The 22768-nt window shown below is 70.8% G+C and carries 22 protein-coding genes; 12 read left to right on the forward strand and 10 right to left on the reverse strand.

Translation table 11 applies throughout. The annotated features are described in order from the left end of the window. Positions 1 to 116: 116 nt before the first annotated feature. Positions 117 to 530: a roadblock/LC7 domain-containing protein gene (locus ACWDEW_RS15620; RefSeq protein WP_450513156.1), complete on the reverse strand. Its 414-nt coding sequence runs from the start codon at positions 528 to 530 to the stop codon at positions 117 to 119. 92 nt (positions 531 to 622) lie between these two features. Between ACWDEW_RS15620 and ACWDEW_RS15625 the strand changes: the two genes are divergently transcribed. Then, positions 623 to 1051: a PPOX class F420-dependent oxidoreductase gene (locus ACWDEW_RS15625; protein WP_262057240.1), complete on the forward strand. Its 429-nt coding sequence runs from the start codon at positions 623 to 625 to the stop codon at positions 1049 to 1051. Positions 1052 to 1060: 9 nt separating this feature from the next. On the opposite strand, the gene ACWDEW_RS15630 is transcribed toward ACWDEW_RS15625, so the two are convergent. From ACWDEW_RS15630 to ACWDEW_RS15650, 5 genes are all read right to left on the reverse strand, one after another. After that, a complete protein-coding gene (locus ACWDEW_RS15630) occupies positions 1061 to 1666 on the reverse strand; it encodes a GTP-binding protein (protein ID WP_450513158.1) in 606 nt (201 codons plus the stop codon). A 182-nt stretch (positions 1667 to 1848) separates the two neighbouring features. Further along, entirely contained in the window at positions 1849 to 2262 is a 414-nt protein-coding gene (locus ACWDEW_RS15635; RefSeq protein WP_450513160.1) for a DUF742 domain-containing protein, read from the reverse strand. 22 nt (positions 2263 to 2284) lie between these two features. Then, the gene (locus ACWDEW_RS15640; RefSeq protein ID WP_019069336.1) at positions 2285 to 2722 is read right to left on the reverse strand and encodes a roadblock/LC7 domain-containing protein; all 438 of its coding nucleotides are present in this window, start codon (positions 2720 to 2722) and stop codon (positions 2285 to 2287) included. Continuing rightward, positions 2719 to 5247, reverse strand: a complete 2529-nt coding sequence (locus ACWDEW_RS15645) for a nitrate- and nitrite sensing domain-containing protein (RefSeq protein ID WP_450513162.1) — start codon at positions 5245 to 5247, stop codon at positions 2719 to 2721. The genes ACWDEW_RS15640 and ACWDEW_RS15645 overlap by 4 nt, the downstream gene beginning before the upstream one ends. Positions 5248 to 5312: 65 nt before the next feature. Next, the gene (locus tag ACWDEW_RS15650) at positions 5313 to 6086 is read right to left on the reverse strand and encodes an MHYT domain-containing protein (protein ID WP_450513164.1); all 774 of its coding nucleotides are present in this window, start codon (positions 6084 to 6086) and stop codon (positions 5313 to 5315) included. A 152-nt stretch (positions 6087 to 6238) separates the two neighbouring features. On the opposite strand from ACWDEW_RS15650, the gene ACWDEW_RS15655 reads away from it, so the two are divergent. The 3 genes from ACWDEW_RS15655 (at position 6239) to ACWDEW_RS15665 (ending at position 8313) form a co-directional block, all read left to right on the forward strand. After that, positions 6239 to 6838: a class I SAM-dependent methyltransferase gene (locus ACWDEW_RS15655; RefSeq protein WP_450513166.1), complete on the forward strand. Its 600-nt coding sequence runs from the start codon at positions 6239 to 6241 to the stop codon at positions 6836 to 6838. Between the two features lie 134 nt (positions 6839 to 6972). Then, complete coding sequence (locus ACWDEW_RS15660; RefSeq protein WP_450513168.1) at positions 6973 to 7269, forward strand: hypothetical protein; 297 nt, start codon at positions 6973 to 6975, stop codon at positions 7267 to 7269. Between the two features lie 135 nt (positions 7270 to 7404). Continuing rightward, positions 7405 to 8313, forward strand: a complete 909-nt coding sequence (locus ACWDEW_RS15665; protein WP_450513169.1) for a hypothetical protein — start codon at positions 7405 to 7407, stop codon at positions 8311 to 8313. 128 nt (positions 8314 to 8441) lie between these two features. Here ACWDEW_RS15665 and ACWDEW_RS15670 read toward each other — a convergent pair whose 3' ends face one another. Together ACWDEW_RS15670 and ACWDEW_RS15675 are read right to left on the reverse strand one after the other, a co-directional pair. Continuing rightward, positions 8442 to 8624, reverse strand: a complete 183-nt coding sequence (locus ACWDEW_RS15670) for a hypothetical protein (RefSeq protein ID WP_019069330.1) — start codon at positions 8622 to 8624, stop codon at positions 8442 to 8444. A 151-nt stretch (positions 8625 to 8775) separates the two neighbouring features. Then, positions 8776 to 9840: a fatty acid desaturase family protein gene (locus ACWDEW_RS15675; RefSeq protein WP_450513171.1), complete on the reverse strand. Its 1065-nt coding sequence runs from the start codon at positions 9838 to 9840 to the stop codon at positions 8776 to 8778. Positions 9841 to 10234: 394 nt separating this feature from the next. Between ACWDEW_RS15675 and rox the strand changes: the two genes are divergently transcribed. Together rox and ACWDEW_RS15685 are read left to right on the forward strand one after the other, a co-directional pair. Beyond that, entirely contained in the window at positions 10235 to 11665 is a 1431-nt protein-coding gene (rox, locus tag ACWDEW_RS15680) for a rifampin monooxygenase (RefSeq protein WP_450513172.1), read from the forward strand. Positions 11666 to 11792: 127 nt separating this feature from the next. Next, entirely contained in the window at positions 11793 to 13139 is a 1347-nt protein-coding gene (locus tag ACWDEW_RS15685; RefSeq protein WP_450513173.1) for an esterase-like activity of phytase family protein, read from the forward strand. Between the two features lie 57 nt (positions 13140 to 13196). On the opposite strand, the gene ACWDEW_RS15690 is transcribed toward ACWDEW_RS15685, so the two are convergent. Both ACWDEW_RS15690 and xylA read right to left on the reverse strand, forming a co-directional pair. Further along, a complete protein-coding gene (locus ACWDEW_RS15690) occupies positions 13197 to 13604 on the reverse strand; it encodes a hypothetical protein (protein ID WP_450513175.1) in 408 nt (135 codons plus the stop codon). A gap of 167 nt (positions 13605 to 13771) precedes the next feature. Then, on the reverse strand, positions 13772 to 14938 hold the full coding sequence (gene xylA, locus ACWDEW_RS15695) for a xylose isomerase (protein ID WP_450513176.1): 1167 nt from the start codon (positions 14936 to 14938) through the stop codon (positions 13772 to 13774). Positions 14939 to 15070: 132 nt separating this feature from the next. On the opposite strand from xylA, the gene xylB reads away from it, so the two are divergent. The 6 genes from xylB (at position 15071) to ACWDEW_RS15725 (ending at position 22664) form a co-directional block, all read left to right on the forward strand. After that, positions 15071 to 16516, forward strand: coding sequence for a xylulokinase (gene xylB / locus ACWDEW_RS15700; RefSeq protein ID WP_450513178.1), 1446 nt, complete (start codon positions 15071 to 15073; stop codon positions 16514 to 16516). Positions 16517 to 16544: 28 nt separating this feature from the next. Then, on the forward strand, positions 16545 to 17801 hold the full coding sequence (locus ACWDEW_RS15705) for an ROK family protein (RefSeq protein ID WP_450513180.1): 1257 nt from the start codon (positions 16545 to 16547) through the stop codon (positions 17799 to 17801). A 197-nt stretch (positions 17802 to 17998) separates the two neighbouring features. Then, positions 17999 to 19483, forward strand: coding sequence for an APC family permease (locus ACWDEW_RS15710; RefSeq protein ID WP_450513182.1), 1485 nt, complete (start codon positions 17999 to 18001; stop codon positions 19481 to 19483). Beyond that, positions 19480 to 20493 carry an acetamidase/formamidase family protein gene (locus ACWDEW_RS15715; RefSeq protein WP_450513183.1) on the forward strand — a complete coding sequence of 338 codons (1014 nt, stop codon included), beginning with the start codon at positions 19480 to 19482 and terminating at the stop codon, positions 20491 to 20493. Before ACWDEW_RS15710 ends, ACWDEW_RS15715 begins: the two co-directional genes overlap by 4 nt. A 19-nt stretch (positions 20494 to 20512) precedes the next feature. Further along, positions 20513 to 21112, forward strand: a complete 600-nt coding sequence (locus ACWDEW_RS15720) for an N-acetylmuramoyl-L-alanine amidase (RefSeq protein WP_450513185.1) — start codon at positions 20513 to 20515, stop codon at positions 21110 to 21112. Positions 21113 to 21386: 274 nt separating this feature from the next. After that, positions 21387 to 22664, forward strand: a complete 1278-nt coding sequence (locus ACWDEW_RS15725; RefSeq protein ID WP_450513187.1) for a GAF domain-containing protein — start codon at positions 21387 to 21389, stop codon at positions 22662 to 22664. Positions 22665 to 22768: the final 104 nt, after the last annotated feature.

Consider the following 22768-nt stretch of genomic DNA (forward strand, 5'->3'; position numbering starts at 1 on the left):
CCCCGTGGAGTCCGTTGCTCACGCTGTGTGCGTTCGCGATGGACAAACCGTAGCCGGTTCGGGAAATCTCGTGGCAAGCCTGTGGATAACCTCGCGGGAGCGAGCGAACACACAGGTCAGAGGTCTGTGACGGGACTTCGCTCGGGCTGCCGGGCGTCCACGCCGAGGTGTTCGCCGACGCGGTTGACGAGCAGTGTCATCTCGTAGGCGATCTGGCCGATGTCCGCGTCCGCACCGCTGAGGACGCACAGGCAGCTGCCACTGCCCGCGGCGGTGACGAAGAGGACGGCGTCGTCGAACTCGATCATCGTCTGCCGTACCCCGCCGGCGCCGAAGTGGCGTCCCGAGCCCTTGGCCAGGCTGTGCAGTCCGGACGAGACGGCGGCGAGGTGTTCCGCGTCCTCGCGGCGAAGTCCCGTGCTCGCGCCGGTCACCAGTCCGTCGTTGGACAGGACCAGCGCGTGGCGTACGTGCTCGACACGCTCGGTCAGATCGTCCAGCAGCCAGCTCAGTCCCTGGTTCTGCGCCATGTTCCGGCCTCCCCGTGTCGCGTCTCCTCCTGGCCGGAGGATCACCCGTCAGCCTTCACCACGCCTGTCGCCCGGGCAAGGAGGATAGGGGCATGGCACAGAACATGACCGACGAGGAATGGCGGGCGTTCGTCTCGCACGGCACGCGCACGGGCAAGCTGTCGACCGTTCGCGCCGATGGGAGCCCACATGTGGCGCCGATCTGGTTCCTGCTCGACGGGGACGACGTGGTGTTCAACACGGCGAAAGGAACGGTAAAAGGGCGCAATCTGGCCCGTGATGGGCGAGTCGCCCTCTGCGTGGACGACGATCGTCCGCCGTTCGACTTCGTGGTGCTGCAGGGGCGCGCCACATTGTCGGAGGAACCGGGCGAACTCCGGTACTGGGCCGCCCGGATCGGGGCCCGGTACATGGGTGAGGAGCGTGCCGAGGAGTTCGGCGCGCGCAACGGAGTGCCGGGCGAACTCCTCGTCCGCGTCACGGTCGAGAAGGTGGTGGCCCTGAAGGGCATTTCGGAATAGGAGCTCCGATCAGCCCACCGAGTCGAGCATCCGGGCGGTGTGCATCCGCCCGGCATACTCGACCAGCCGGATCAGCACCTCCTTCCCCGAGTCGCGGTCCCGGGCGTCGCACAGGACCACCGGTGTCCCCCGGTCGAGGTCCAGGGCACGGGAGACGTCGTGGGCGCCGTAACTACGGGCGCCCGTGAAGCAGTTGACGGCCACCACGAACGGGATGTGCCGGTGCTCGAAGTAGTCGACCGCGGGGAAGCAGTCCTCAAGGCGCCGGGTGTCCGCGAGGACCACGGCCCCCAGGGCCCCCTGCGACAGTTCGTCCCACAGGAACCAGAAGCGGTCCTGGCCCGGTGTGCCGAACAGGTAGAGGGAGAGGCCGGACCTGATGGTGATGCGGCCGAAGTCCATGGCGACGGTGGTGGTGACCTTCTGGTCCACGCCGTCGGTGTCGTCCACCAACTGGCCGGCCTCGCTGAGCAGTTCCTCGGTGCGCAGCGGCCTGATCTCACTGACCGCGCCCACCATGGTGGTCTTGCCCACGCCGAATCCGCCGGCGACCAGGATCTTCAACGCCAGGGCGGTCGTGTCGCCGCCTTCGGCATCGGAGTGCTCGGAGACCATCGATCACTTCTCTCGGGAGTGCCGGCAACGGTCGACGTCCGTAGGCGTGCATTCTGGCAAGTACGGCCCCACCGCAGGCGGTTGGACCACTATTTGCCCGATGTGACCGTCTCGCACCTGTTCGGCGTGCGGAAGGGTGCACAAGTCGTCGTCGTACGCGTTCGAGTGGTGCTGAAGTTTCATCACAGTGCCCGGAGCCCCTCGATCACCTCGCGCAGAATCCGTTCGTCGGGAAGCTGCGCGGGCGGCACCGGACGGCTGACGGTGACGCAGCCGAGCTCCAGGAGGTCGCCCAGGAGCACCCTGACCACCCCCAGGGGAAGGTCCGCTCCTGCGGCCAGTTCGGCGACGGACTGTGTTTCCGTACGGCACAGGTCGATGAGGGCCCGGTGTTCCGGTCCGAGCCCGGTGTCGTCGTCGAAGCCGGGCGCGCCCGCGTCCAGCGTGACCAGCGCGATCAGGTCGAACCGCACCCCTGTGGGGCCCGGTTTGGTACGTCCGCCCGTCATGGCGTAGGGGCGGACGAGGGGCCCTGCCTCCTGGTCGTACCACTGGCTGCCCGGCTCGAGCGGGACACCGATCATGTCTTCGGTCATCGGAACGGACCGCCTTCTCGCCTCATCCGGCGGCGGGTGGCCGCGCACCGACGCGCGGCGGCGTGTACAGGTGCTCGCCGACGCGCTTGACCAGCCGTGCCATCTCGTACGCCACCAGGCCTATGTCGGCGGTCACAGAGGTGAGGACGGCGAGGCAGGAGCCGTCCCCGGCCGCCGCCACGAACAGGAAGCCGTCGTCCATCTCCACCATGGTCTGCCGCACTCCGCCCGCACCGAAGTGGCGCCCCGCGCCCTTGGCGAGGCTGTTGAATCCGGAGGCGACCGCGGCGAGGTGTTCCGCGTCCTCACGGTCGAGGTCGGTGGAGGCGCCGATGGCGAGGCCGTCGTTGGACAGCACCACGGCATGCCGCACTTCGCCGACGCGCATCACCAAATCGTCGAGCAGCCAGTCGAGTTCACCGGACCGCTGGGCGGCCCTCATGCTCGGGTCCTGGATCATGCGGGGTCTCCTTCGCTGCTGTCGCTGCCCGTTGCGGGGCCTGGGGTGGCGCCGCGGCCCGGCTGCCTGCCGCCGCCGCGCGTCCAGCCTTCGCGGTAGGCCGCCATCCGGTCCCGTACGACCTCCGGACTGCGGTGGTCGTCACGTGGGGCTGCAGGCGCCCGTTCCCGGTCCGCGGCGGGCTGTTCGCGGAGCTGTGGGGCGAGGCTCGCCTGTCGTACCCGGCGGGGCAGGTCGTCGCCGTCCTCGGGGGCTTCGGTGTCCTCGGGAGGTCGGTGCAGTCGCAAGGTGGTGACTCCAGGGGGCGGGGTGCCGTTCGCCGGTTCCGCCGGGGCCCGGGGCGGGGACGCCAGCGCGGGTCGGTCGGCCGCTGCCGAGACGGACTCCTGGTGCTGGGGCGGGGACGGCACGCGCGCGTACTCGCGTTCCACGGCCCGCTGTCCGTCGTCCACTGCCGCGCGGGGGGTCCGTTCGGCCGCTCCGCCGTGCAACAGGGCCGTCGGCAGCAGCACGACCGCTGTCGTTCCGCCGTAGGGCGAGGTCCTCAGGTGCACCTTGATGCCGTGGCGTGCGGCGAGCCTGCTGACCACGAAGAGGCCCAGCCGGTCGCTGTCGAAGAGGTCGAGGGCCTCGGACTGCTCGATGCGGCGGTTGGCCTCGGCCAGCGTCTCCGGGCCCATGCCCAGGCCGCGGTCCTCGACCTCGACGGCGTAGCCGTTGCCGACGGGTTCGCCGGTGACGCGCACCCGGGTGTGCGGCGGTGAGAACTGGGCGGCGTTCTCCACGATCTCGGCGAGCAGGTGCGTGAGGTCGGCGACGGCCGTGCCGAGGACGGAGGCTTCGGGGAGTTGGCGTACCTCCACGCGCGCGTAGTCCTCGACTTCGGACACGGCGGCGCGCACGACGTTGGTCAGGGAGACCGGCATGCGCCAGGCCCGGCCGGGTGCCGCTCCGGAGAGGATGATCAGGCTCTCGGCGTGCCGTCGCATGCGGGTGGTGAGGTGGTCGAGGCGGAACAGGTCGCTCAGTTCGTTCGGGTCCTCGGAGCGGCGCTCCATGCTGTCCAGAAGGCTCAGTTGACGGTGCACCAGGACCTGGCTGCGGCGGGCGAGGTTGACGAAGACCCCGGAGATGCCGCTCGCGAGTTCGGCGCGTTCGACAGCGGCTCTCAGGGCGGCTCGGTGCACGGTGCCCAGGGCCTCGGCGACCTGCCCGGTCTCGTCCTCCGCTGCCGGTCCGGGCGGGGCCTCCGCGCGGACGTCGATCTCCTCCCCCGCACGCAGTCTCCGCATGGCCTCGGGGAGTTTGTGGCGGGCGATCGCCAGGGCGTCGTTGCGCAGACTCACCAGTTCGACGACGAGGCCGCGTCCGATGCGTACCGAGATGACGAGCGAGGCAATGACGGCGGCGAGACCGAGCAGGACGGCGGCGCCGGCCGGGGTGAGCAGTCCTCTTGCAAACGGATCGGCGCGGTCCGCGACTCCGCTGCCCGTGTCCGCCTCGATGCCGCGCATGCCGTCCCGCACGCGTGCGTGCGCGTCGTTCCAGGTGCTCTCAGGAGCCGAAGCGATCGCGCGGGTCCCCGAGTTGGCGGCGAGCACCTTGTCCTCGACCGCGCCGACCACGGTGTAGGCGCCGGTGTCGGCGAGGTTCCGCCAGGCGGTGCGTTCCGAGCCCCGCAGATCCGCGGTGGCGGAGTCGGTGAGGGTACGGCGGGTGTCGACGGCGCCGGTGAACAGCCGCAGCCGCTCCCCGTCGAGGCGGCCGTCGAGACGGGCACCCGCGAGCACCACGTCCTCCTGGGACAGGGATTCGGCGGCCCGGGAGAACTCCAGCAGCACGCGCGCGTCGGAGCCGAGGGCGGCGTCCTGGATTCCGGTGAGCGCCCCGCCCACGGCGAAGGCCGTCGAGATGGTCCTCGTGTACTGCCCGTACGTCTCGTCCCATCCCGCGCGGTGGTCGAGTACGTCGGCCCGCAGCGAGCGCAGTCGTTCGGCTCCGGTGACGAAGGTCTCCAGGCGTTGGGCGACTCCGGCCGGCAGTTCCTCGCCGTCGGCGACGGTGCTGGTGTCGCCGAGCCGCAGCCGACCCACGGCCCGGTCCGTGTTCGCGGCCAGCTTCTTCAGGTCACCGCTCGGCTCGGCGCCGGGGTCGGTGGCGTAGCGCACCGCGGCCGACCGCTCGGCCTGCAGCGCGGCGACGGCGTCCGCGACGGGGCTGCGCACCGCAGAGTCCACGCGCTGCAACTGCCGTAGCCGAGCGACGTCCTGGGCCGTGCTGACGGTGGCGTACGCCCACAGGGCGAGCAGGGAGACGACCGGCACCATCAGCAGACAGACGATCTTGGCCCGTACGGTGCGAGGTCGCATCCGCCATCGCCCCGCGCGCGGGAGTACCTCGCCCCGCGGTGCGTCCAGGGGCTCGTCGAAGAGCTCGTCGGCGGGTGGTCCGGCGTGTGCGCGGCGACCGCGCACGGGCGGCGGCGTCTCGGCGCCGGCTCTGGGGGTCCTACGGGGGTTACGCATGGCCTCCTCGCTCGGGAGTGGATTCGGGGCGTGCCGTAGCGGGCCCTGGTCGGTCGGTCCGCTTGTCAGTGGGCGACGCTCTCGGCGGGCCGCTCGGCCGAGGCGGTCGCCTCGCGTTCTCCCGTCGTCGGCGACAGTGCGACGAACGCCGAGGTCAGGAACAGGTAGGACCCGAGGCCGACGGCGAGGGGGAAGATGAACTGCATCGCCGTGGCCCCGGGCAGGACCGAGCCGGAGGGGGTGACGTGCACGCGCACCGCGAACATCCCGGTGTAGTGCATGCTGGCGACGGCCGCCCCCATGACGAGTGAGGCGACGGTGACCGCAATGGGCGACTTGATGTTGAGGGCCGCCCACAGGGCCGCGGTCGCCGCGACGACGGCGATGAGGACGGAGAGCCCGACGAGCACCGGGTCGTAGCTCACGTCGCCGTGCAAGCGCACCGCCGCCATTCCCAGGTAGTGCATGCTCGCGACGCCCAGTCCGGTGGTGAGGCCGCCGAGGAAGAGCGCGCGGCCCCGGTCGCGGCCGTAGCCGACCGCGAAGACACCCGCGCAGACGACGACGATGGCGACGACGAGGCTGAGCACGGTCAGTGGCACGTCGTAGCGGATGTCGGTACCGCTGACGCCGAAGCCGAGCATGGCCACGAAGTGCATGGTCCAGATGCCGGTGCCGAGCGCGGAGGCCGCGGTGACGAGCCAGTTGCGGCGCGACCGGCCGGCCGCGCCGAGTGCGCGGACGGTGCAGCGCAGCCCGAGTGCGGAGCCCATGCAGGCCATCACGTAGGACAGCACGGGTGTCAGCCAGCCGAAGGTCGCGTGGTCCAGGTGTCCCATGACCAGGGGACGTTAGTGGGGGCACGGGTGCACAAAGGGGGCGCATTTCGAAAGGTGTTGCAATATGACGCAGTCGGGCGCCTCAACGACCGCGTCACGCTCGAACGTGTGCACCGAAGCGTCATCCGTGTCGGTGAGGGATCATGCGGAACATGAACGACGACCACACGCATGTCCGGGAATTCTTCGGTGCGCGCGCCGCGGACTGGGACAGCCGCTTCCCGGACGACGGCCCCGCCTATGCGGCGGCCGTCGCCGAACTGGCGCTGCGCGCGGGAGACCGTGTGCTCGACGCGGGCTGCGGGACGGGGCGCGCCCTGCCGCCGCTCCGTGCGGCCGTGGGGCCTTCGGGAGTGGTGGTGGGGGCCGATCTGACCCCGGCCATGCTGGAGGCCGCCGTACGGGCCGGACGCGGCCGGGACGGCTGCTTGCTGCTCGCCGATGTGGCCGCGCTGCCGCTGCGGACGGAATCGCTCGACGCCGTGTTCGCGGCGGGCCTGATCGCGCACCTGCCCCAACCGGAGGAGAATCTGCGGGAGTTGGCGCGTGTGGTGCGCCCGGGCGGCACGCTGGCCCTGTTCCACCCGATCGGCCGTGCGGCGCTCGCGGCGCGTCAGGGACGGCAGATCACCCCGGACGACCTGCGGGCGGAGCCCAATCTGCGTCCGCTGCTCGCCGGTTCGGGGTGGCGCATGACGTCGTACGCCGACGAGGACGCCCGCTTCCTGGCACTGGCCGTGCGCGAGGGCTGAGCCGCTCCGCCGCGGGACGCTGGAAGTGCTTCACCACAACGCCCCCCTCCTGTCGCCGCAACTCCAACTCTATGTTGGGTAGCAGTAGATGGACGGTCGGCGACAGAACATCACGCAGGGGGAAGGTGGTCAGCATGTTCGACAGGCCCCGCAAGACCTTCGCCAGAATTCTCGCCTCCACGCGCTCGGAGGCCGGTGGCAGCCCAGAACGGCGGGGGCACAACCTGTTCGAGGCCGCGGCCGTCTACGTCTCGGCACGCGCGGAGGACGACCAGGACCGGATCGACGAGGCCGCGGGCTGGGTGTCGCCGGAGGCGCTGTCCTTCGGGGTGAGCGAGCTGGCGTGCCGGGCCGTGGTCGCGCTCGCCAGGGAACGCGACGAGTCGCCGCGGACGGTGGCCCGGGCCCTTCTCGGGCTCCCCGCGGCCTGACACTTCGGGTTGCCGGTGGTCATTTCGCCCTGTCCAGACGGATAACTGCAGCTCCGCGTGTACTTGGGAGTCGTGACAAGCGGCTTCCGGGCACACTAGGGTGCGCGCGGTTGGACGAATGATGGGGAGGCTGGGATGGCCGACACGGATGAAGAGGCCGTCGCCGCCGAGGACGACGCGCTCTATGTGCTCACGGCGGTGCTGCTGACGCCGGCGAAGTTCCCGAGTGTGCTGGGTGACGACTATCCGGAGGCCTGCGCCGCGCTCGGCATGGCGCCGCTCGCCGACGGGTACGGCCTGGTGCTCGGCCAGGACGGCGAAGGCGCGCGGTGGACGGTCGTCATCGACGACGTGTCGCTGGTCGCGGTCGCCATCGCGTCCTGGGACTGCGGCATGGAGTACGACCTGTCGCCGAGCGAGCGCACGGTGGTCGCGGCCCTGCCGGGCTGGCCGCTCGCGGTCGCGGTCGCGGCTCCCAATGTGCCCGCGCCGCACGATCCAGACCCCGACCTCGTGGACCGTCCGCCGTTGACCCCGCCGGACACCACCACCTGGGGCCCGGCGCAGCGACGGCTGGGCGCCGACGAGATCGCGCTGCAGTGGGCCCTGTGGCGGGAGCAGATCGACGACTCCACCTTCTCGGCCCAGGGCGAGGAGGGCGAGTCCGGCGAGGAAGCCGAGTCTTCGAAGTCGTCACCGGGTGACGTCACCGCCGAAGACCCGTCCGAGACGGACGAGGTCGCTTCGGACGGCGGCGGAGAAGGCCGGCCGACGGGCCACAGCGGGGTCCGCAGGGTGCTGTCGGAGGCCCGGGCGTATGTAGACGCCCCACCGCCTCTCGGGCGTGTCAGATCGTCCTTCGCACCGGGCGAGGCGCGCACGCTGCGTGCCGACGGCCCCGGCTGGTCGATGGTGGCCCGGACCGACGACATCGCGTTCGTCCTGCTCGACGAGGAGCCGGGCGAGGTGCTGCCGGTGGGTCGGGGCCCGGAGTTGCCAAGCCTCCTGGAGGCACTGGACAAGCTTGCCGTACGGCCCAGTTGAGCGGTCGTACGCTCCCGTGGTCGGGCACCGTCCGTGAAGCTGCTGTCAGCAGCTTCACGGACGGTGTTGTGCTGTTCTCTGCTCCCGCGCGCCCGGTGGGAGCGCGGTGGGGCGTCGGTGTGTCGGTGTCAGCGGCCGATCTCCTTGCCCGCGACGCGGCGCAACCGGCGCCGCTGCGAGGGATCCAGCGTGAGATACGCGGCGGCCGGCACTCCCACGACTATCAGGAATGAGACCCACCAGGGCAGCCAGATCAACAGGATCAGTCCGACCGCCACACCTCCTACAACGATCTTCGTGTTCCTCGACATGTATTGCCTCCTCCGCGGCCACGGCCGCTCTCTAATGTGGAAACGGGTCCGCGCTTCCCACAGTTCCGGACCGCGACCCTGAGACATCCCTGAGACGCTCCCCTACTGGTCCCCGGGGCGGCCAGTCCCCGAGCCGTCGGCCGCTCCGTCGTCACTCCGTCCACTCCGGCCGCAGCGGCTCCCCCACCTCGTGGAGGTGGCGCAGGGCCTGTCGGTAGGAGTCGACGAGCCCGGTCTCCGCATAGGGGATACCCACATCCTCGCAGTGGGCGCGCACCAACGGCTGGGCGAGCCGCAGATTGGGCCGCGGCATGTTCGGGAAGAGGTGGTGTTCGACCTGGTAGTTGAGCCCTCCGAGGAACCAGTCCGTCAGGGGGCCGCCCCGGATGTTCCGTGAGGTGAGCACCTGGCGACGGAGATGGCCCCATCGTTCGCCGTTCGGGTCCGGCATCTCCATGCCCTTGTGGTTGGGGGCGAAGGCCAGACCGAGGTGCAGTCCGAACAGGGCCTGGTGGAGTGCGGCGAACGCGAGTGCCTTCCCCGGGGACATCGAGGTCAGCAGCAGCGTGGCGTAGGCCGCGACATGGCCCACCAGGAGCGCGCCTTCGACGGTCCGTTCGCGCCTGGGCTGCCGTCGCAGGTCCTGGAAACCGTGCACCTTGAGGGCGACGCCTTCGAGGAGGGTGAGCGGGAAGAACAGCCAGGCCTGGTTGCGGGTGAGCCAACGCCGGAAACCGGAACGGTGCTTGGCCTGCTCACCGGTGAACACGAGGATGTCGGCGACGACGTCCGGGTCCTTGTCGATGTGGTTGGGATTGGCGTGGTGGCGGTTGTGCTTGTCGTTCCACCAGGAGTAGCTCATTCCCAGCAGCAGGTTGCCGTGGATCAGGCCGATGAGGCGGTTGGCGGTCTTGCCGCCGGCGATCTGGGAGTGGCCCGCGTCGTGGCCTATGAAGGCCGTACGGGCGCCGAACACGGCCAGCGGCGGAGCCAGGAGCAGGGTCGCCCAGGAGTCTCCGATCAGCACGATGCCGGCCACCACGCCGGCCAGCGCGAGGGCGTTGAGGGAGACACAGAGGGCGTACCAGGCGCGCCGCCGCTCCAGCAGGCCTCGGCTCCTGACCGTGCGCAGGAGGGGCGCGAACTCGCTTCCTGGGGGCGCCGCTACGGCCTCCCCCGGGTCATGCGCGCCGACGACTGCGGTGGTCTGGGACATGTCCGGTCTCCGGCTCTCAGGCAACGGGGTGACCTGAGCAAACGTACGAATCGGTGACCGGTCGCGACCATGGCGGCACCCCCCGTGTCCGTACGGGGGACATCCGGGTCCTCACAGGGGGGTTGACGACACCCCCGGCGCCCCTGCCCCGTGAAATCGGCCGCCCGGAGAAGTGCGTCGAAGGCGTCGAAAAAGACAAAGGCAAGGAGGTCGTCCGCTCCTTGCCACACCCAACGTATAGCGCAGTACGGGGCTTGCGGCAAGGCCCCCGTAGTGCCGCAAAATGGCCGACCGAGGCCAGGACCTGCGGAAACGCGTGGTCCGTGGAACAGATGCCCCCAGGGCGGCCGACAGGAAAGCGATCTCGTTGAATGGGTGTTGAATGAGCGTTTCGATGACGGACGTGATCGTGGTCGGCGGCGGACCGACCGGCTTGATGCTGGCCTGTGAATTGCGGCTGCACGGCGTGCGTGTGGTCGTCCTGGAGAAGTTGACCGAGCCGACCGGGGAGTCCCGCGGGCAGGGTCTGCACACGCGCAGCGTCGAGATCATGGACCAGCGCGGTCTTCTCGACCGGTTTCTCGCGGTGAGTGGGAAGTTCGTGGCCGGTGGTCTCTTCGGCGGCATCGTCAAGCCCTGGCCGGACGGCTCGGACACGGCTCACCCCTATGGTGTCGCCACCCCGCAGCCGGTCACGGAGCGGCTGCTGGGCGAGCGTGCCGTCGAACTCGGCGCCGAGATCCTGCGCGGCCGCGAAGTCGTGGGCTTGAGCCAGGACGCGGCCGGTGTGACAGCCGAGTTGGCGGACGGCACACACCTGCGCTCGCGCTACCTCGTCGGGTGCGACGGTGGCCGCAGTACGGTGCGAAGGTCGCTCGGCGTCGGTTTTCCCGGGGAGCCCGCCACGGTCGAGACACTGCTGGGTGAGATGGCGGTGACCGAGGATCCGGACACGATCGCGGCCGTCGTCGAGGAAGTCCGCAAGACCCAGCTGCGGTTCGGCGTCAGCCCCGGCGAGAACGGCATGTACCGCGTCGTGGTGCCCGCGGACGGGGTGGCCGAGGACCGTGCGGCCCCGCCGGCCCTGGAGGACTTCAAGCGGCAGCTGCTGGCCGTCGCGGGCACCGACTTCGGCGTGCACTCGCCGCGCTGGCTGTCGCGGTTCGGCGACGCCACGCGGCAGGCCGAGCGTTATCGGGTGGACCGGGTGCTGCTGGCCGGCGACGCGGCGCACATCCATCCACCGACCGGCGGGCAGGGGCTCAACCTCGGTGTGCAGGACGCGTTCAACCTCGGCTGGAAACTGGCCGCCGCGGTCAACGGGTGGGCTCCGGAAAGACTGTTGGACAGCTACCACACCGAACGGCATCCGGTGGGCGCCCGCGTTCTCGACAACACGCGCGCGCAGATCACGCTCCTGGGGAGCGATCCCGGTGCCACCGCACTACGGGGGCTGTTCTCCACTCTGATGGACTTCGAGGAGGTGAACCGGTACGTGACCGAGATGATCACCGCGGTCGGCATCCGTTACGACTTCGGCGACGAGCATGAACTCGTCGGACGGCGGATGCGGGACGTGAAGTTGACGCAGGGGCACCTCTACGGGCTGATGCACGGCGGCCGGGGGCTGCTGCTCGACCGGACCGGCCGGCTCTCGGCAACGGGCTGGACGGATCGCGTCGACCACATCGTCGACGTCGGCGAGGAACCCGAACCGGACGTATCCGCTGTCCTCCTGCGGCCGGACGGTCATGTGGCCTGGGTCGGTGACGATCAGGAGGATCTGCTCGATCACCTGCCCAAGTGGTTCGGTGCCCCGCGCTGAGTGCAGCTTCCAGGCCCGCGCCTGCCCGACGAGCGGCCGACACCCCGGATTCATCCGGCCGTCGACCACGGTTCCTCCTGGGGACCAACTCTGGCCGCTGCCAACGAATTTGTCCTCAGGAGGCCAGATGTCCCCGCACGCCCCCGTCCGGCGCCGAGTTCGTCGTCCCGTCGCGGCGGGCGTTCCGCTCGCGATCGCGGTCGCCCTGATGGCGGCCGGTACGGCCGCCGGAGCCCCTTCCGGGAGCGGAGCCGCCCATGTCACCCGCACAGCGACGCTGAGCGACATCCCGCTCGGCGCGTTCAGCAACGCGCTGCTGCCCGGATCGGTGGACAACGACCGGGGAGTGGACCTCGGCGGCATCGGCAGCGACATCTACCCGGCCGGCCGCAAGGGCGAGTACTGGACGATCACCGACCGCGGGCCCAACGGCCAGATCAAGGTGAGCGGGACGAAGCGCCGTACCTTCCCGGTGCCCGGTTTCGATCCGGCGATCGTGAAGATCCGTGTCTCCGGGGACACGGTGAAGGTCCTGGACGCCGTCCCGATCACCACGTCCTCCGGGAAGGGCGTCACCGGGCTGCCGAACCAGCAGGGACGCGACGAGGCGCCGTACTCCTACGACGCGCAGACGCCACTGTCGTACAACCCGAACGGGCTGGACACGGAGGGCATCGTGCGGGCCGGGGACGGATCGTTCTGGCTCGTCGACGAATACGGCCCCTCACTGGTGCATGTCTCCGCGCGCGGGAAGGTGCTCACGCGGTACGTGCCCAAGGGGCTGCGTCTGACCGGGACCGACTACCCTGTGGTGGAGGCACTGCCGGCCGTCCTGCTGCACCGGAAGATCAACCGAGGCTTCGAGGGGCTCGCCCAACTGCCCGGCGGTGACCTGGTGATGGCCCTGCAGAGCCCGCTCTCGCTCCCGGACGGGGACGCCGGGGACGCGTCGCTCACCACCCGTCTGCTGCGCTTCTCCACGAAGAAGAAGGCGGTCACGGCGGAGTACGCGTACCGCTTCGACCCGGTGAACGTGCTCGACCCCAGCGAGGACGACACCTCCGAACTCAAGATCTCCTCGGTGGTCGCCGTGGGCGGCGACCGGCTCCTGGTCGAGGAGCGCACCGACAAGGCGGCCCGGCTCCAACTGGTCGGGCTGGAGCGGAAGTCGAACATCCTCGGCGGTCGCTACGACGACGACACGACGTCCCCGTCGCTGGAGCAGCTCGCCGACCCTGCGGCTGCAGGTGTCCCGGTGCTGGCCAAGAAGCTGGTCGTGGACCTGGGGACCGTTTCCGGCGTGCCGCAGAAGATCGAGGGCATCGCGCGCGTGGACCACGACACGCTCGCCCTCATCAATGACAACGACTTCGGGATGACGGACGGCGCGGGCGCGTTCGACGCGCAGGGGAGACTGGTCGACAGCGGTATCGAGACGACCCTGGTGCACCTGAAGCTCCCCCACGGCATCTAGGACGCGTCCGCTCCTGAGGGAACCAGTGCCTGTCCGGCGAACCATGCCGGACAGGCCCTAGCCGAGCAGGGACGGAAGCAGCGACTGGATGTCGCTCGGGATCTCGCTCGGCAGCTCAGAGGGGAGTTTCGAGGGGAGCGCCGTCGGCAGGCTGGTGGGGAGTTTCGTCGGGAGGCCCAGGGAGGGGCTCTTGCTCGAACTGCTCTCCGTCGGCTGCTTCTTGTCCGGTGAGTCGTGTCCCCCGAAGACCATCAGCGCGACGGCGACGACGGCTCCGGCCGCCACGATCACGGTGAGCAGGACGAACAGCGGTCGGGGGCGCCTGCGGGGTGGCGGTTCGTAGTCTCCGTAGCCCCCTCCCGGTCCGTGCCCGAAGTCCCCGGGAGGTGGTCCGAAGCCGCCCCCTTGAGGCGGGGTGGCGTCCGGTGGCCCGGGTGGTCGCGGCGGTACGGGCGGCATGGCCATACCGACAAGAGTCGCCTCGTGGAGGTCATGACGCGACCCCCGCGCGGTGGTTGATACGGACTCATGCCGTGGATCGCATGATTCCGGAGCATTCCGCGCGAGGGTCGGTCACAAAGAGGACCTCACGAGAACCGGCGGGCTCGTGAGTGACACACGCGTGCGTGCCGTCAGCCGCGTGCTCCCAGGAGGTGGTCCATGGCGAGCTGGTCGAGCTGCTCGAAGGCCATCCCGCGCTTTGCGGCCGACTCCACGTCGAAGTCCTCGAACGCCGAGCGGTCCGCGAGCAGGGCCTTGAGGCCGTCCGCCGCGGTCTGCTGCGCCAGTTCGTCCAGCCGCGAGGCGCGCAGCGCCTCCTGGACCACCGGGTCGGCGCGGAAGGCGGCCGAACGCTCCTTGAGGATCAGGTAGTTGCGCATGCAGCCGGCCGCGGACGCCCAGACGCCGTCGAGGTCCTCGGTGCGCGGCGGCTTGAAGTCGAAGTGCTTCGGGCCGGCGTAACCGGCGCTCTCCAGGAGGTCGACCAGCCAGAAGGCGGCACGCAGGTCGCCGTTGCCGAAGCGCAGGTCCTGGTCGTACTTGATGCCGGACTGGCCGTTGAGGTCGATGTGGAAGAGCTTGCCCGCCCACAGGGCCTGGGCGATGCCGTGCGGGAAGTTGAGCCCGGCCATCTGCTCGTGGCCGACCTCGGGGTTGACGCCGTAGAGCTCGGGGCGCTCAAGGCGCTCGATGAACGCCAGGGCGTGGCCGACGGTGGGGAGCAGGATGTCGCCGCGGGGCTCGTTCGGCTTGGGCTCGATGGCGAACTTGATGCTGTAGCCCTGGTCGGTGACGTACTCGCCGAGGAGGTCGAAGGCCTCCTTCATGCGGTCGAGCGCGACGCGCACGTCCTTGGCGGCGCCGGACTCGGCGCCCTCACGGCCGCCCCAGGCGACGTAGGTCTCGGCGCCGAGCTCGACCGCGAGGTCGATGTTGCGGATCGTCTTGCGCAGGGCGTAGCGGCGCACGTCGCGGTCGTTCGCGGTGAACGCGCCGTCCTTGAAGACGGGGTGCGTGAAGAGGTTCGTGGTCGCCATCGGCACCTTCATGCCGGTCGCGTCGAGGGCCTCGCGGAAGCGCTTGATGTGCGCCTCGCGCTCGGTGTCCGAGGACCCGAAGGGGATCAGGTCGTCGTCGTGGAAGGTCACACCGTGGGCACCGAGCTCGGACAGGCGCTGCACCGTCTCGACCGGGTCGAGGGCGCGGCGAGTGGCGTCGCCGAACGGGTCCCTTCCCTGCCAGCCGACGGTCCACAGGCCGAAGGTGAACCTGTCCTCGGGGGTGGGCTGGTAGTTCATGACGCGGCTCCTTGTTGCTTCGCTCCGACTATTTCGTCATGGCGGTTTACAAATTAGTATGCCGGAGCGTCTCTGGGAAGGGACAATGTGTCTCCGGGCGGAGACACATGCCGCACACAAGGGAGAAACCCGATGTCAGCAGCCGAGGGTCCGCTCGTCGTCGGCGTGGATTCGTCCACCCAGTCCACCAAGGCACTGGTCGTCGACGTGTCCACCGGCCAGATCGTCGCGAGTGGCCAGGCGCCGCACACCGTCTCCTCGGGGGCGGGCCGGGAGAGCGACCCCCGGCAGTGGTGGGACGCCCTGTGCGAGGCCCTGCGCCAGTGCGGGGACGCGGCCCACGAAGCGGCGGCCGTGTCGATCGGCGGCCAGCAGCACGGCCTGGTCACCCTGGACGCCCAGGGCGAGCCGGTACGCCCGGCCATGCTCTGGAACGACGTGCGGTCGGCGCCGCAGGCCCGCCGCCTCATCGAGGAACTGGGCGGTCCGAAGGCCTGGGCGGAGCGCACCGGCAGCGTGCCGGGCGCCTCCTTCACGGTCACGAAGTGGGCCTGGCTCGCCGAGCACGAGCCGGAGGCCGTACGCGCGACGGCCGCCGTACGCCTCCCGCACGACTACCTCACCGAACGGCTCACGGGCCAGGGCACCACCGACCGGGGTGACGCCTCCGGCACCGGCTGGTGGGCCTCGGGGACCGAGTCGTACGACGAGGAGATCCTCCGGCATGTCGGGCTCGACCCGGCGCTGCTGCCCCGGGTGGTGCGTCCGGGCGAGGTGGCGGGCACCGTGCGGGACTGTCACGACCTGCCGTTCTCCAAGGGCACTCTCGTCGCCCCCGGAACCGGCGACAACGCGGCCGCCGCGCTGGGCCTCGGTCTGCGCCCCGGCGCGCCCGTGCTCAGCCTCGGCACCTCGGGCACGGTGTACGCCGTGTCGAAGCACCGCCCGGCCGACCCGTCCGGCACGGTCGCGGGCTTCGCCGACGCGCACGGCGACTGGCTGCCCCTGGCCTGCACACTGAACTGCACTCTCGCCGTCGACCGGATCGCGACCCTGCTGGGCCTGGACCGGGAGGCCGTGGAACCCGGCACGTCGGTCACGCTGCTCCCCTACCTGGACGGCGAGCGCACCCCGAACCTCCCCAACGCCTCGGGCCTCCTGCACGGCCTGCGCCACGACACCACCGGCGGCCAGCTCCTCCAGGCCGCCTACGACGGTGCCGTGCACGCGCTGCTGGGCGCGCTAGACCTGGTCCTCGACGAGGACGCGGACCGCACCACACCGCTGCTGCTGATCGGCGGGGGCGCGCGGGGCACCGCCTGGCAGGAGACGGTACGGCGGCTGTCGGGGCGCCCGGTCCAGGTGCCCGAGGCGAAGGAACTGGTCGCGCTCGGCGCCGCCGCGCAGGCCGCGGGCCTGCTGACCGGCGAGGACCCGGCCGCGGTGGCCCGGCGCTGGAACACGGCCGCGGGGCCGGTGCTGGACGCCGTGGAGCGGGACGAGGCGACGTTCGCCAGGATCTCCGGGGTACTCTCCGACGCGGCTCCGCTGCTCGAACGCGACCCGAGCGGCCGTTGACGCACACCGACCGAGGACTGAGGGAGGCATGACCGCACCGCTGCACGAGGCGCACCCCGCCGGGCCCGGACGTGCCCTGCCCGACACCCAGCAGGGCATGCGCCGCCGCAATCTCGCCCGGGTGATGCACACGGTGAGCGCCGAGGGTCCCCTCTCGCGCGCGGCCGTCGCCTCGCGCATCGGGCTGACCCGTGCGGCGGTGTCGACGCTGGTGGACGAGCTGATCCGGTCCGGACTCCTCGAAGAACTGGGTCCCGAGCGGCCCGGCCGGGTGGGCCGCCCCGGATCGGCGCTGGCCGTCAGCGGGCACGGTCCGGCCGGGATCGGCGCGGAGGTCGGGGTCGACCACCTCGCGGTCTGCGCGGTCGACCTGCGCGGCGAGATACGGGCCCGGGCGGTGCGGCACGGTGTGAACCGCGGCCGTTCCCCCGAGCCGGTGCTCGCCGAACTCACCGCGCTGGTACGGCAGGTCGTCGCCGCGGCAGAGGCGGAGGGCCTGTGGCCGGCCGGGCTCGCGGTCGCCGTGCCCGGCCTGGTGGCCCGCGACGGCCGTACGGTCGTCCGCGCCCCGAACCTCGACTGGCACGACACGGATCTCGGCGCCCTGCTGCCCGCCGAACTCCCGCCCGTTGTGGACAACGAGGCCAACTTCGGCGGGCTCGCCGAACTCTGGCTGGGCGAGACCACCCCGCGTGACTTCCTGCATGTGTCGGCCGAGATCGGTATCGGCGCGGCGGTCGTGGTGGACGGCGGGCTGCTGCGCGGAACCCGGGGATTCGCGGGCGAGTTGGGGCATGTACCGGTGCGTCCGGACGGGCCGGAGTGCGCGTGCGGCGGGCGCGGGTGCCTGGAACAGTACGCGGGCGAGGAGGCGGTGCTGCGCGCCGCCGGCCTTGAGCCCGGCGCGGACCGGGTCGGTCTGCTGGCCACCCGCGCCGCCGACGGCGACGACGCGGTACGACGTGCCCTGCACGACGCGGGTACGGCGCTCGGCATCGCGCTGACCGGCGCGGTCAATCTGCTCGATCCTCAACTGGTGGTGCTGGGCGGCGCGTTGTCCGGGCTGGCGCCCTGGCTGCTGCCGTCGCTGGAGGCCGAGTTGGCACGGCGCACCGCGGGGCCGCCCTGTCCGGTGTCGGTGTCGCTGCTGGGTCCCGAGGGTCCGCTGCTGGGCGCCGCGCACTCAGTGGTGCGGGCCGTGCTCGACGACCCTGCGGCGGTGGCCGAACGGACCGGGGCGACCGCGACCGCACGGGCTGTGGACATCGTGGCCGAACAGGCCTGAAACACAGCCGACTTCACTCGGCCTTCGCTCGTTCGGGTGGCCGGGTTTTCCACAGACCCTCCGTCGTCCACGGAAGCCCACCACGCCCTACTGCCCGACCCGCAAGCGCCGTACCGTGATTCACGCGAGGCGCAGCCGTCGTGACGTGACGACGGCCGGCGTGCACGGACGGACAGGTGGGCGAGGGGGGGATTCACGTGTCGGCGGAGACAGTTCAAGGGCTGCGGCGGGATGCCGTCGGTCTGCGCGAGGTTCTCTTCCAGAGCGTCACGGCGATGGCGCCGGCCGCCGCGGTCGCCGCGTCGATCCCGTCGGGCGCGGCCTTCGCGGGCGGCAGTCTGCCGCTGTCGGTACTGATCGCGCTGGTCGCTTGCCTGTTCACCGCGTCCTGCGTTGCGGAGTTGGCCCGGGAGTTGCCCGCCGCCGGTTCGGTGGCCACGTACGCGGCGCAGGGACTGCATCCGGCCGTCGGCTTCCTGGTCGGCTGGGGCTATGTCTTCGTCGAGGCACTGGTCCCACCGCTGCTGCTCCTCCAACTCGGCTTCACCACGGCGGGCACCCTGCACCAGGAGTGGTCCTCGTATCCGGAGAGCCTGTGGTGGCCGTGGGCGCTCGCGGGTGCTGCGGTCATCGCGGCGGCCGGCTGGTTCGGAGTGCGCGCCTCCGCCCGCTTCGGCACGGTCCTCGGGGTCTTCGAGATCCTTGTCTTCCTGGTCTTCGCCCTCTGGCTGATCGGCAGGGCCGGCAGCGCCAACACCCTGTCCGTGTTCGGCACTTCACACACCGGGAAGGACTACTCGGGTCTCGGCGGGGTCTTCGCAGGCTCGGTCTACACAGTGCTCGCGTTCGCCGGGTTCGAGGCCGCGGCACCGCTCGCCGAGGAGACCCGGGACCCGCGCCGGACGATGCACCGCGCGGTACTCGGCGCGGCCCTCGGCATCGGCCTCTTCTACGTGCTGACGACCTACGCCATGACGGTGTACTTCGGCCCGGACCGCTTCGCCGGATTCGGTGCCTCCGGCGCGGCGTCCTGGGAGGGGGTGGCGCGCGCGTCGTTCGGCCTGTTCTGGGTGCTGGTGTTCCTGGCCGTGGTCAACTCCACGATCGCCAACGCCAACGCGTGCGCCACCGTCTCGACCCGCACCGCCTTCGCCCTGGCCCGCATCCGGGTACTCCCCCGCGTCCTGGCCGCATTGCACCCCCGCCACCGGTCCCCCGTCGCCGGAATCGCCGTGCAGACCGTCGTCGCGGTGGGCGCCGTACTGGGCCTCGGTTTCGGCTACGACCCGGTGACGGCGTTCCTCCTCCTGGCCACGGTGATCGTCACGGTCGTCATCGGCGTCTACATCGTCGTGAACCTCGCATGCCCGGGCTACTTCCTGCGCCGCAGACGCGAGTTGCTCAAGCCGGTACGACACCTGCTGGTGCCCCTCCTTGGGATCCTGGCATTCGTCCCGGCCCTGCTCACCGCGGCAGGTCTCCCGGTCTTCGACTTCGTCACCGAGCTGACCGCTCCCGTCTCGTACGCCGGCCCGGTCGTCGGCGTCTGGATGGCGGCAGGGGTCGCGGTGCTGCTGGTTCTGCTACGGCGCCACCCCGAGCGAATAGCCGAGACCGCCCGTGTCCATCTAGACGAACGCGCCTCCAGCGGTTCTCCTCAGAACGGAGCAGTACAGCCATGAACGACCCCCGGATCCTGACGGTGCGGCCCGAACCGGGCGAGTACGCCTGGACGTTCGGCGGTGCGCCGGCCGTGGCGCGCATCGCGCCCGGCACGGTTCTCGACCTGTACACGGAGGACTGCTTCGCCGGGCGGGTGCGGTCCGAGAAGGACCTGGTGTCCGAGGTGTGCGAGTTCCCGTTCCTCAACCCGCAGACCGGCCCCTTCCATGTGGAGGGCGCGGAGCCGGGCGACACGGTCGCCGTGCACTTCGTGTCGATCGAACCGGCCCGCGACTGGGCCGCCTCGACCACGGTCCCCCTCTTCGGCGCGCTCACGTCGACGCACACCACGGCGACACTGCAGCCGCCGCTTCCGGAGACCGTCTGGATCTGGCAGCTGGACCGCACCCGTCGTACTGCGTTGTTCCGCGCGCGGGACAGCGACATCGAGATCGAGCTGCCTCTGGATCCGATGCACGGCACGGTGGGTGTGGCCCCGGCCAACCTGGAGGTGCGGTCGGCGCTGGTGCCCGACGCGCACGGCGGCAACATGGACACGCCCGAGATGCGGGCCGGAGTCACCTGCTATCTCGGGGTCAACGTCGAGGGCGCGCTCCTCAGCCTCGGTGACGGGCACGCCCGGCAGGGCGAGGGTGAGACCTGTGGTGTCGCGGTCGAGTGCGCGATGAACACCGTGGTCATCGTGGAACTGCTCAAGGGCGTCGCGACTCCCTGGCCGCGCATCGAGTCGGACACGCACATCATCTCGACGGGTTCGGCACGCCCGTTGGAGGACGCGTTCCGCATCTCCCAGCTCGATCTGGTGCGGTGGCTGGTGCGGGACTACGGGTTCAGCGAACTGGACGCCTATCAATTCGCCACCCAGGCGGTCGAATCGCCGCTGGCCAACGTGTGCGACACCAACTACACCTGCGTGGCCAAGATCCGCAAAGAGTGGCTGCCCGCGCGCGAGACTCACCGAGGGCTGCACGCGCGGTTGCGTGAGACCGCGGCGGCCCTCCGGCACTGAACCGAAAGGCAACCCGACCATGGAACGGGCAACACCGCTCCCGAGCAGGCGATGGCTCCTGAAGGGCGCCGCCCTCGCCGCCGTCCCCTACGCGTTACTCCCCGCCCCACAGGCCGACGCACAGCCGCAGGCCGTCGACTATCCGTCGGCCGAGTGGCAGCCGGCGACGTCCTCCAACTACACGGCGTCCAGCCGCCCCGGCAGCTATCCCGTCGACTACGTGGTCATCCACGTCACTCAGGAGACGTACTCCTCGACGCTGTCCATCTTCCAGAATCCGAAGAAGAAGGTGTCCGCGCACTACCTCGTGCGATCGGTCGACGGGCATGTGGCGCAGTGCGTCCGGGAGGCCAGCATCGCCTGGCACGCGGGGAATTGGGACTACAACACCCGCAGCATCGGAATCGAGCACGAGGGCTGGGTGGATCAGCCCGCGTACTTCACCGACGCGCTCTACGAGCAGTCGGCCAGGCTCACGGCGGCGATCTGCGCGAAGTACGGGCTCCCCAAGGACCGGTCCCACATCATCGGGCACTACGAGGTGCCGGGCACCGACCACACCGACCCGGGGCCGAACTGGGACTGGACCCGCTATATAAGGCTGGTCACTTCGGCCTGACAAGACCGGTCGCTTCGCTCTGACAAGGCCGGTCACTTCAGTCCGACAAAGCTGGTCGCTTCGGCCTGATCCGCGCCGGCCGGAGTCCGATCCGCGCCCGCTCCACGCCTGATCCGACCGGAATGTGCCGCGTTCGGACCGGCCCGGTCGAAACGGTTGTCCGTACCCTTCCCCGGAGTGACGATGTCCGCAGGCGTTTCCCCGCCGTATCGCGGGCGTGTCACCGCGGTGTCGCGGTACTCGCGACGCCGTATCGCCTTCCTGGGAGGCCGAGTTGACCGATCCTTGGGTGGCCCTGCAACCGGGGGCCGACCCTGCCGAGCGGGTGCGGGTGCTGCGCCGGGCGCACGAGACCTTCGCCGTGGCGGGCACGGTGCCGCAGCCGGTGCGCTCGGTGGTGGCGGACTCCTGGCGGCGTTCGGCGCGTGCCGGTGTCGGTCCCGAGGGCACGGCGAACGTGGAGCTCACGGACGGTGACCTGGGCGTCTACCGCGCGCAGCATCCGCTGGCGCGGGTGATGCCGCTGATCCGGGAGCTGATGGGCACCTTCGCCGCGGACGGCGAGCATCTGCTCGCGGTGTGCGACGCACAGGGCAGGCTGTTGTGGGTCGAGGGACATCCGGCGACCCGGCGGAAGGCCGGCCGGATGAACTTCGTGCCGGGTGCGCGCTGGGCGGAAAGCGCGGTCGGGACGAATGCGCCGGGTACGGCCGTCGCCGTGGACCGGCCGGTGCAGGTGTTCGCGGCCGAGCACTTCATCCGGCGGGTGCAGCCGTGGACGTGTGCGGCGGCTCCGGTGCACGACCCGCGCACCGGGCGGGTACTCGGAGCCGTGGACATCACCGGCGGGAACGGGCTGGCGCATCCGCACAGCCTGGGTTTCGTGCAGGCGGTGGCGCGCGCCGCCGAGTCCCAGTTGGCGCTGCTCGCCCCGGAGCAGACGTCGGTGGACGGACCCGAGCTGACGGCGCTCGGCCGGGACGAGGCCCAACTGTGCGTCGACGGACGCAAGATGAGGCTGAGCCGTCGGCACAGCGAGATCCTGGTGCTGCTGGCCAGGCATCCCGAGGGACTGACCGGCGACGAGCTGCTGTGCGCACTGTACGAGGACGAGTCGGTGCCGCCGGTGACGCTGCGGGCCGAACTGGCCAGACTGCGCAGGCTGTTGGGACCGGGTCTGCTCGCCTCGCGTCCCTACCGGCTCACGCAGCCGGTCGAGTCCGATGTGGCGATGGTCGAACGGCGACTGGAAGGAGGTGCGGTCACGGGAGCCGCGGCGGCGTACACGGGTCCGTTGCTGCCGGGTTCGCAGGCTCCTGCGGTGGTACGGCTCAGGGCTCGCATCGCGGACGGCCTCCGTACGGCGCTGATCGCCCGCCGCGACCCCGACCTGCTGGCCGACTGGGCGCACGCGCCCTGGGGCGAGGACGACCTCGACGTATGGCGGGCGCTCGCGGCGATACGCCCGACGGCACCGGTGCGCTCCCGGCTCGCGGCCCTGGAGTCGGAGTTGGCGGCACCCGGTCCTTGGTCCCGCGGGACGGGCCGCTGACGTGACGCAGCCGATGTACCTCACGGGAGGCACCGCAACGTACATGCAACGTCCCGCTTCCTAGCCTCGCGCCGAGAGCTGCCCAACGGCGGGCAGCACTGCTC

It is taken from the genome of Streptomyces sp. NPDC001100, from assembly GCF_053598575.1.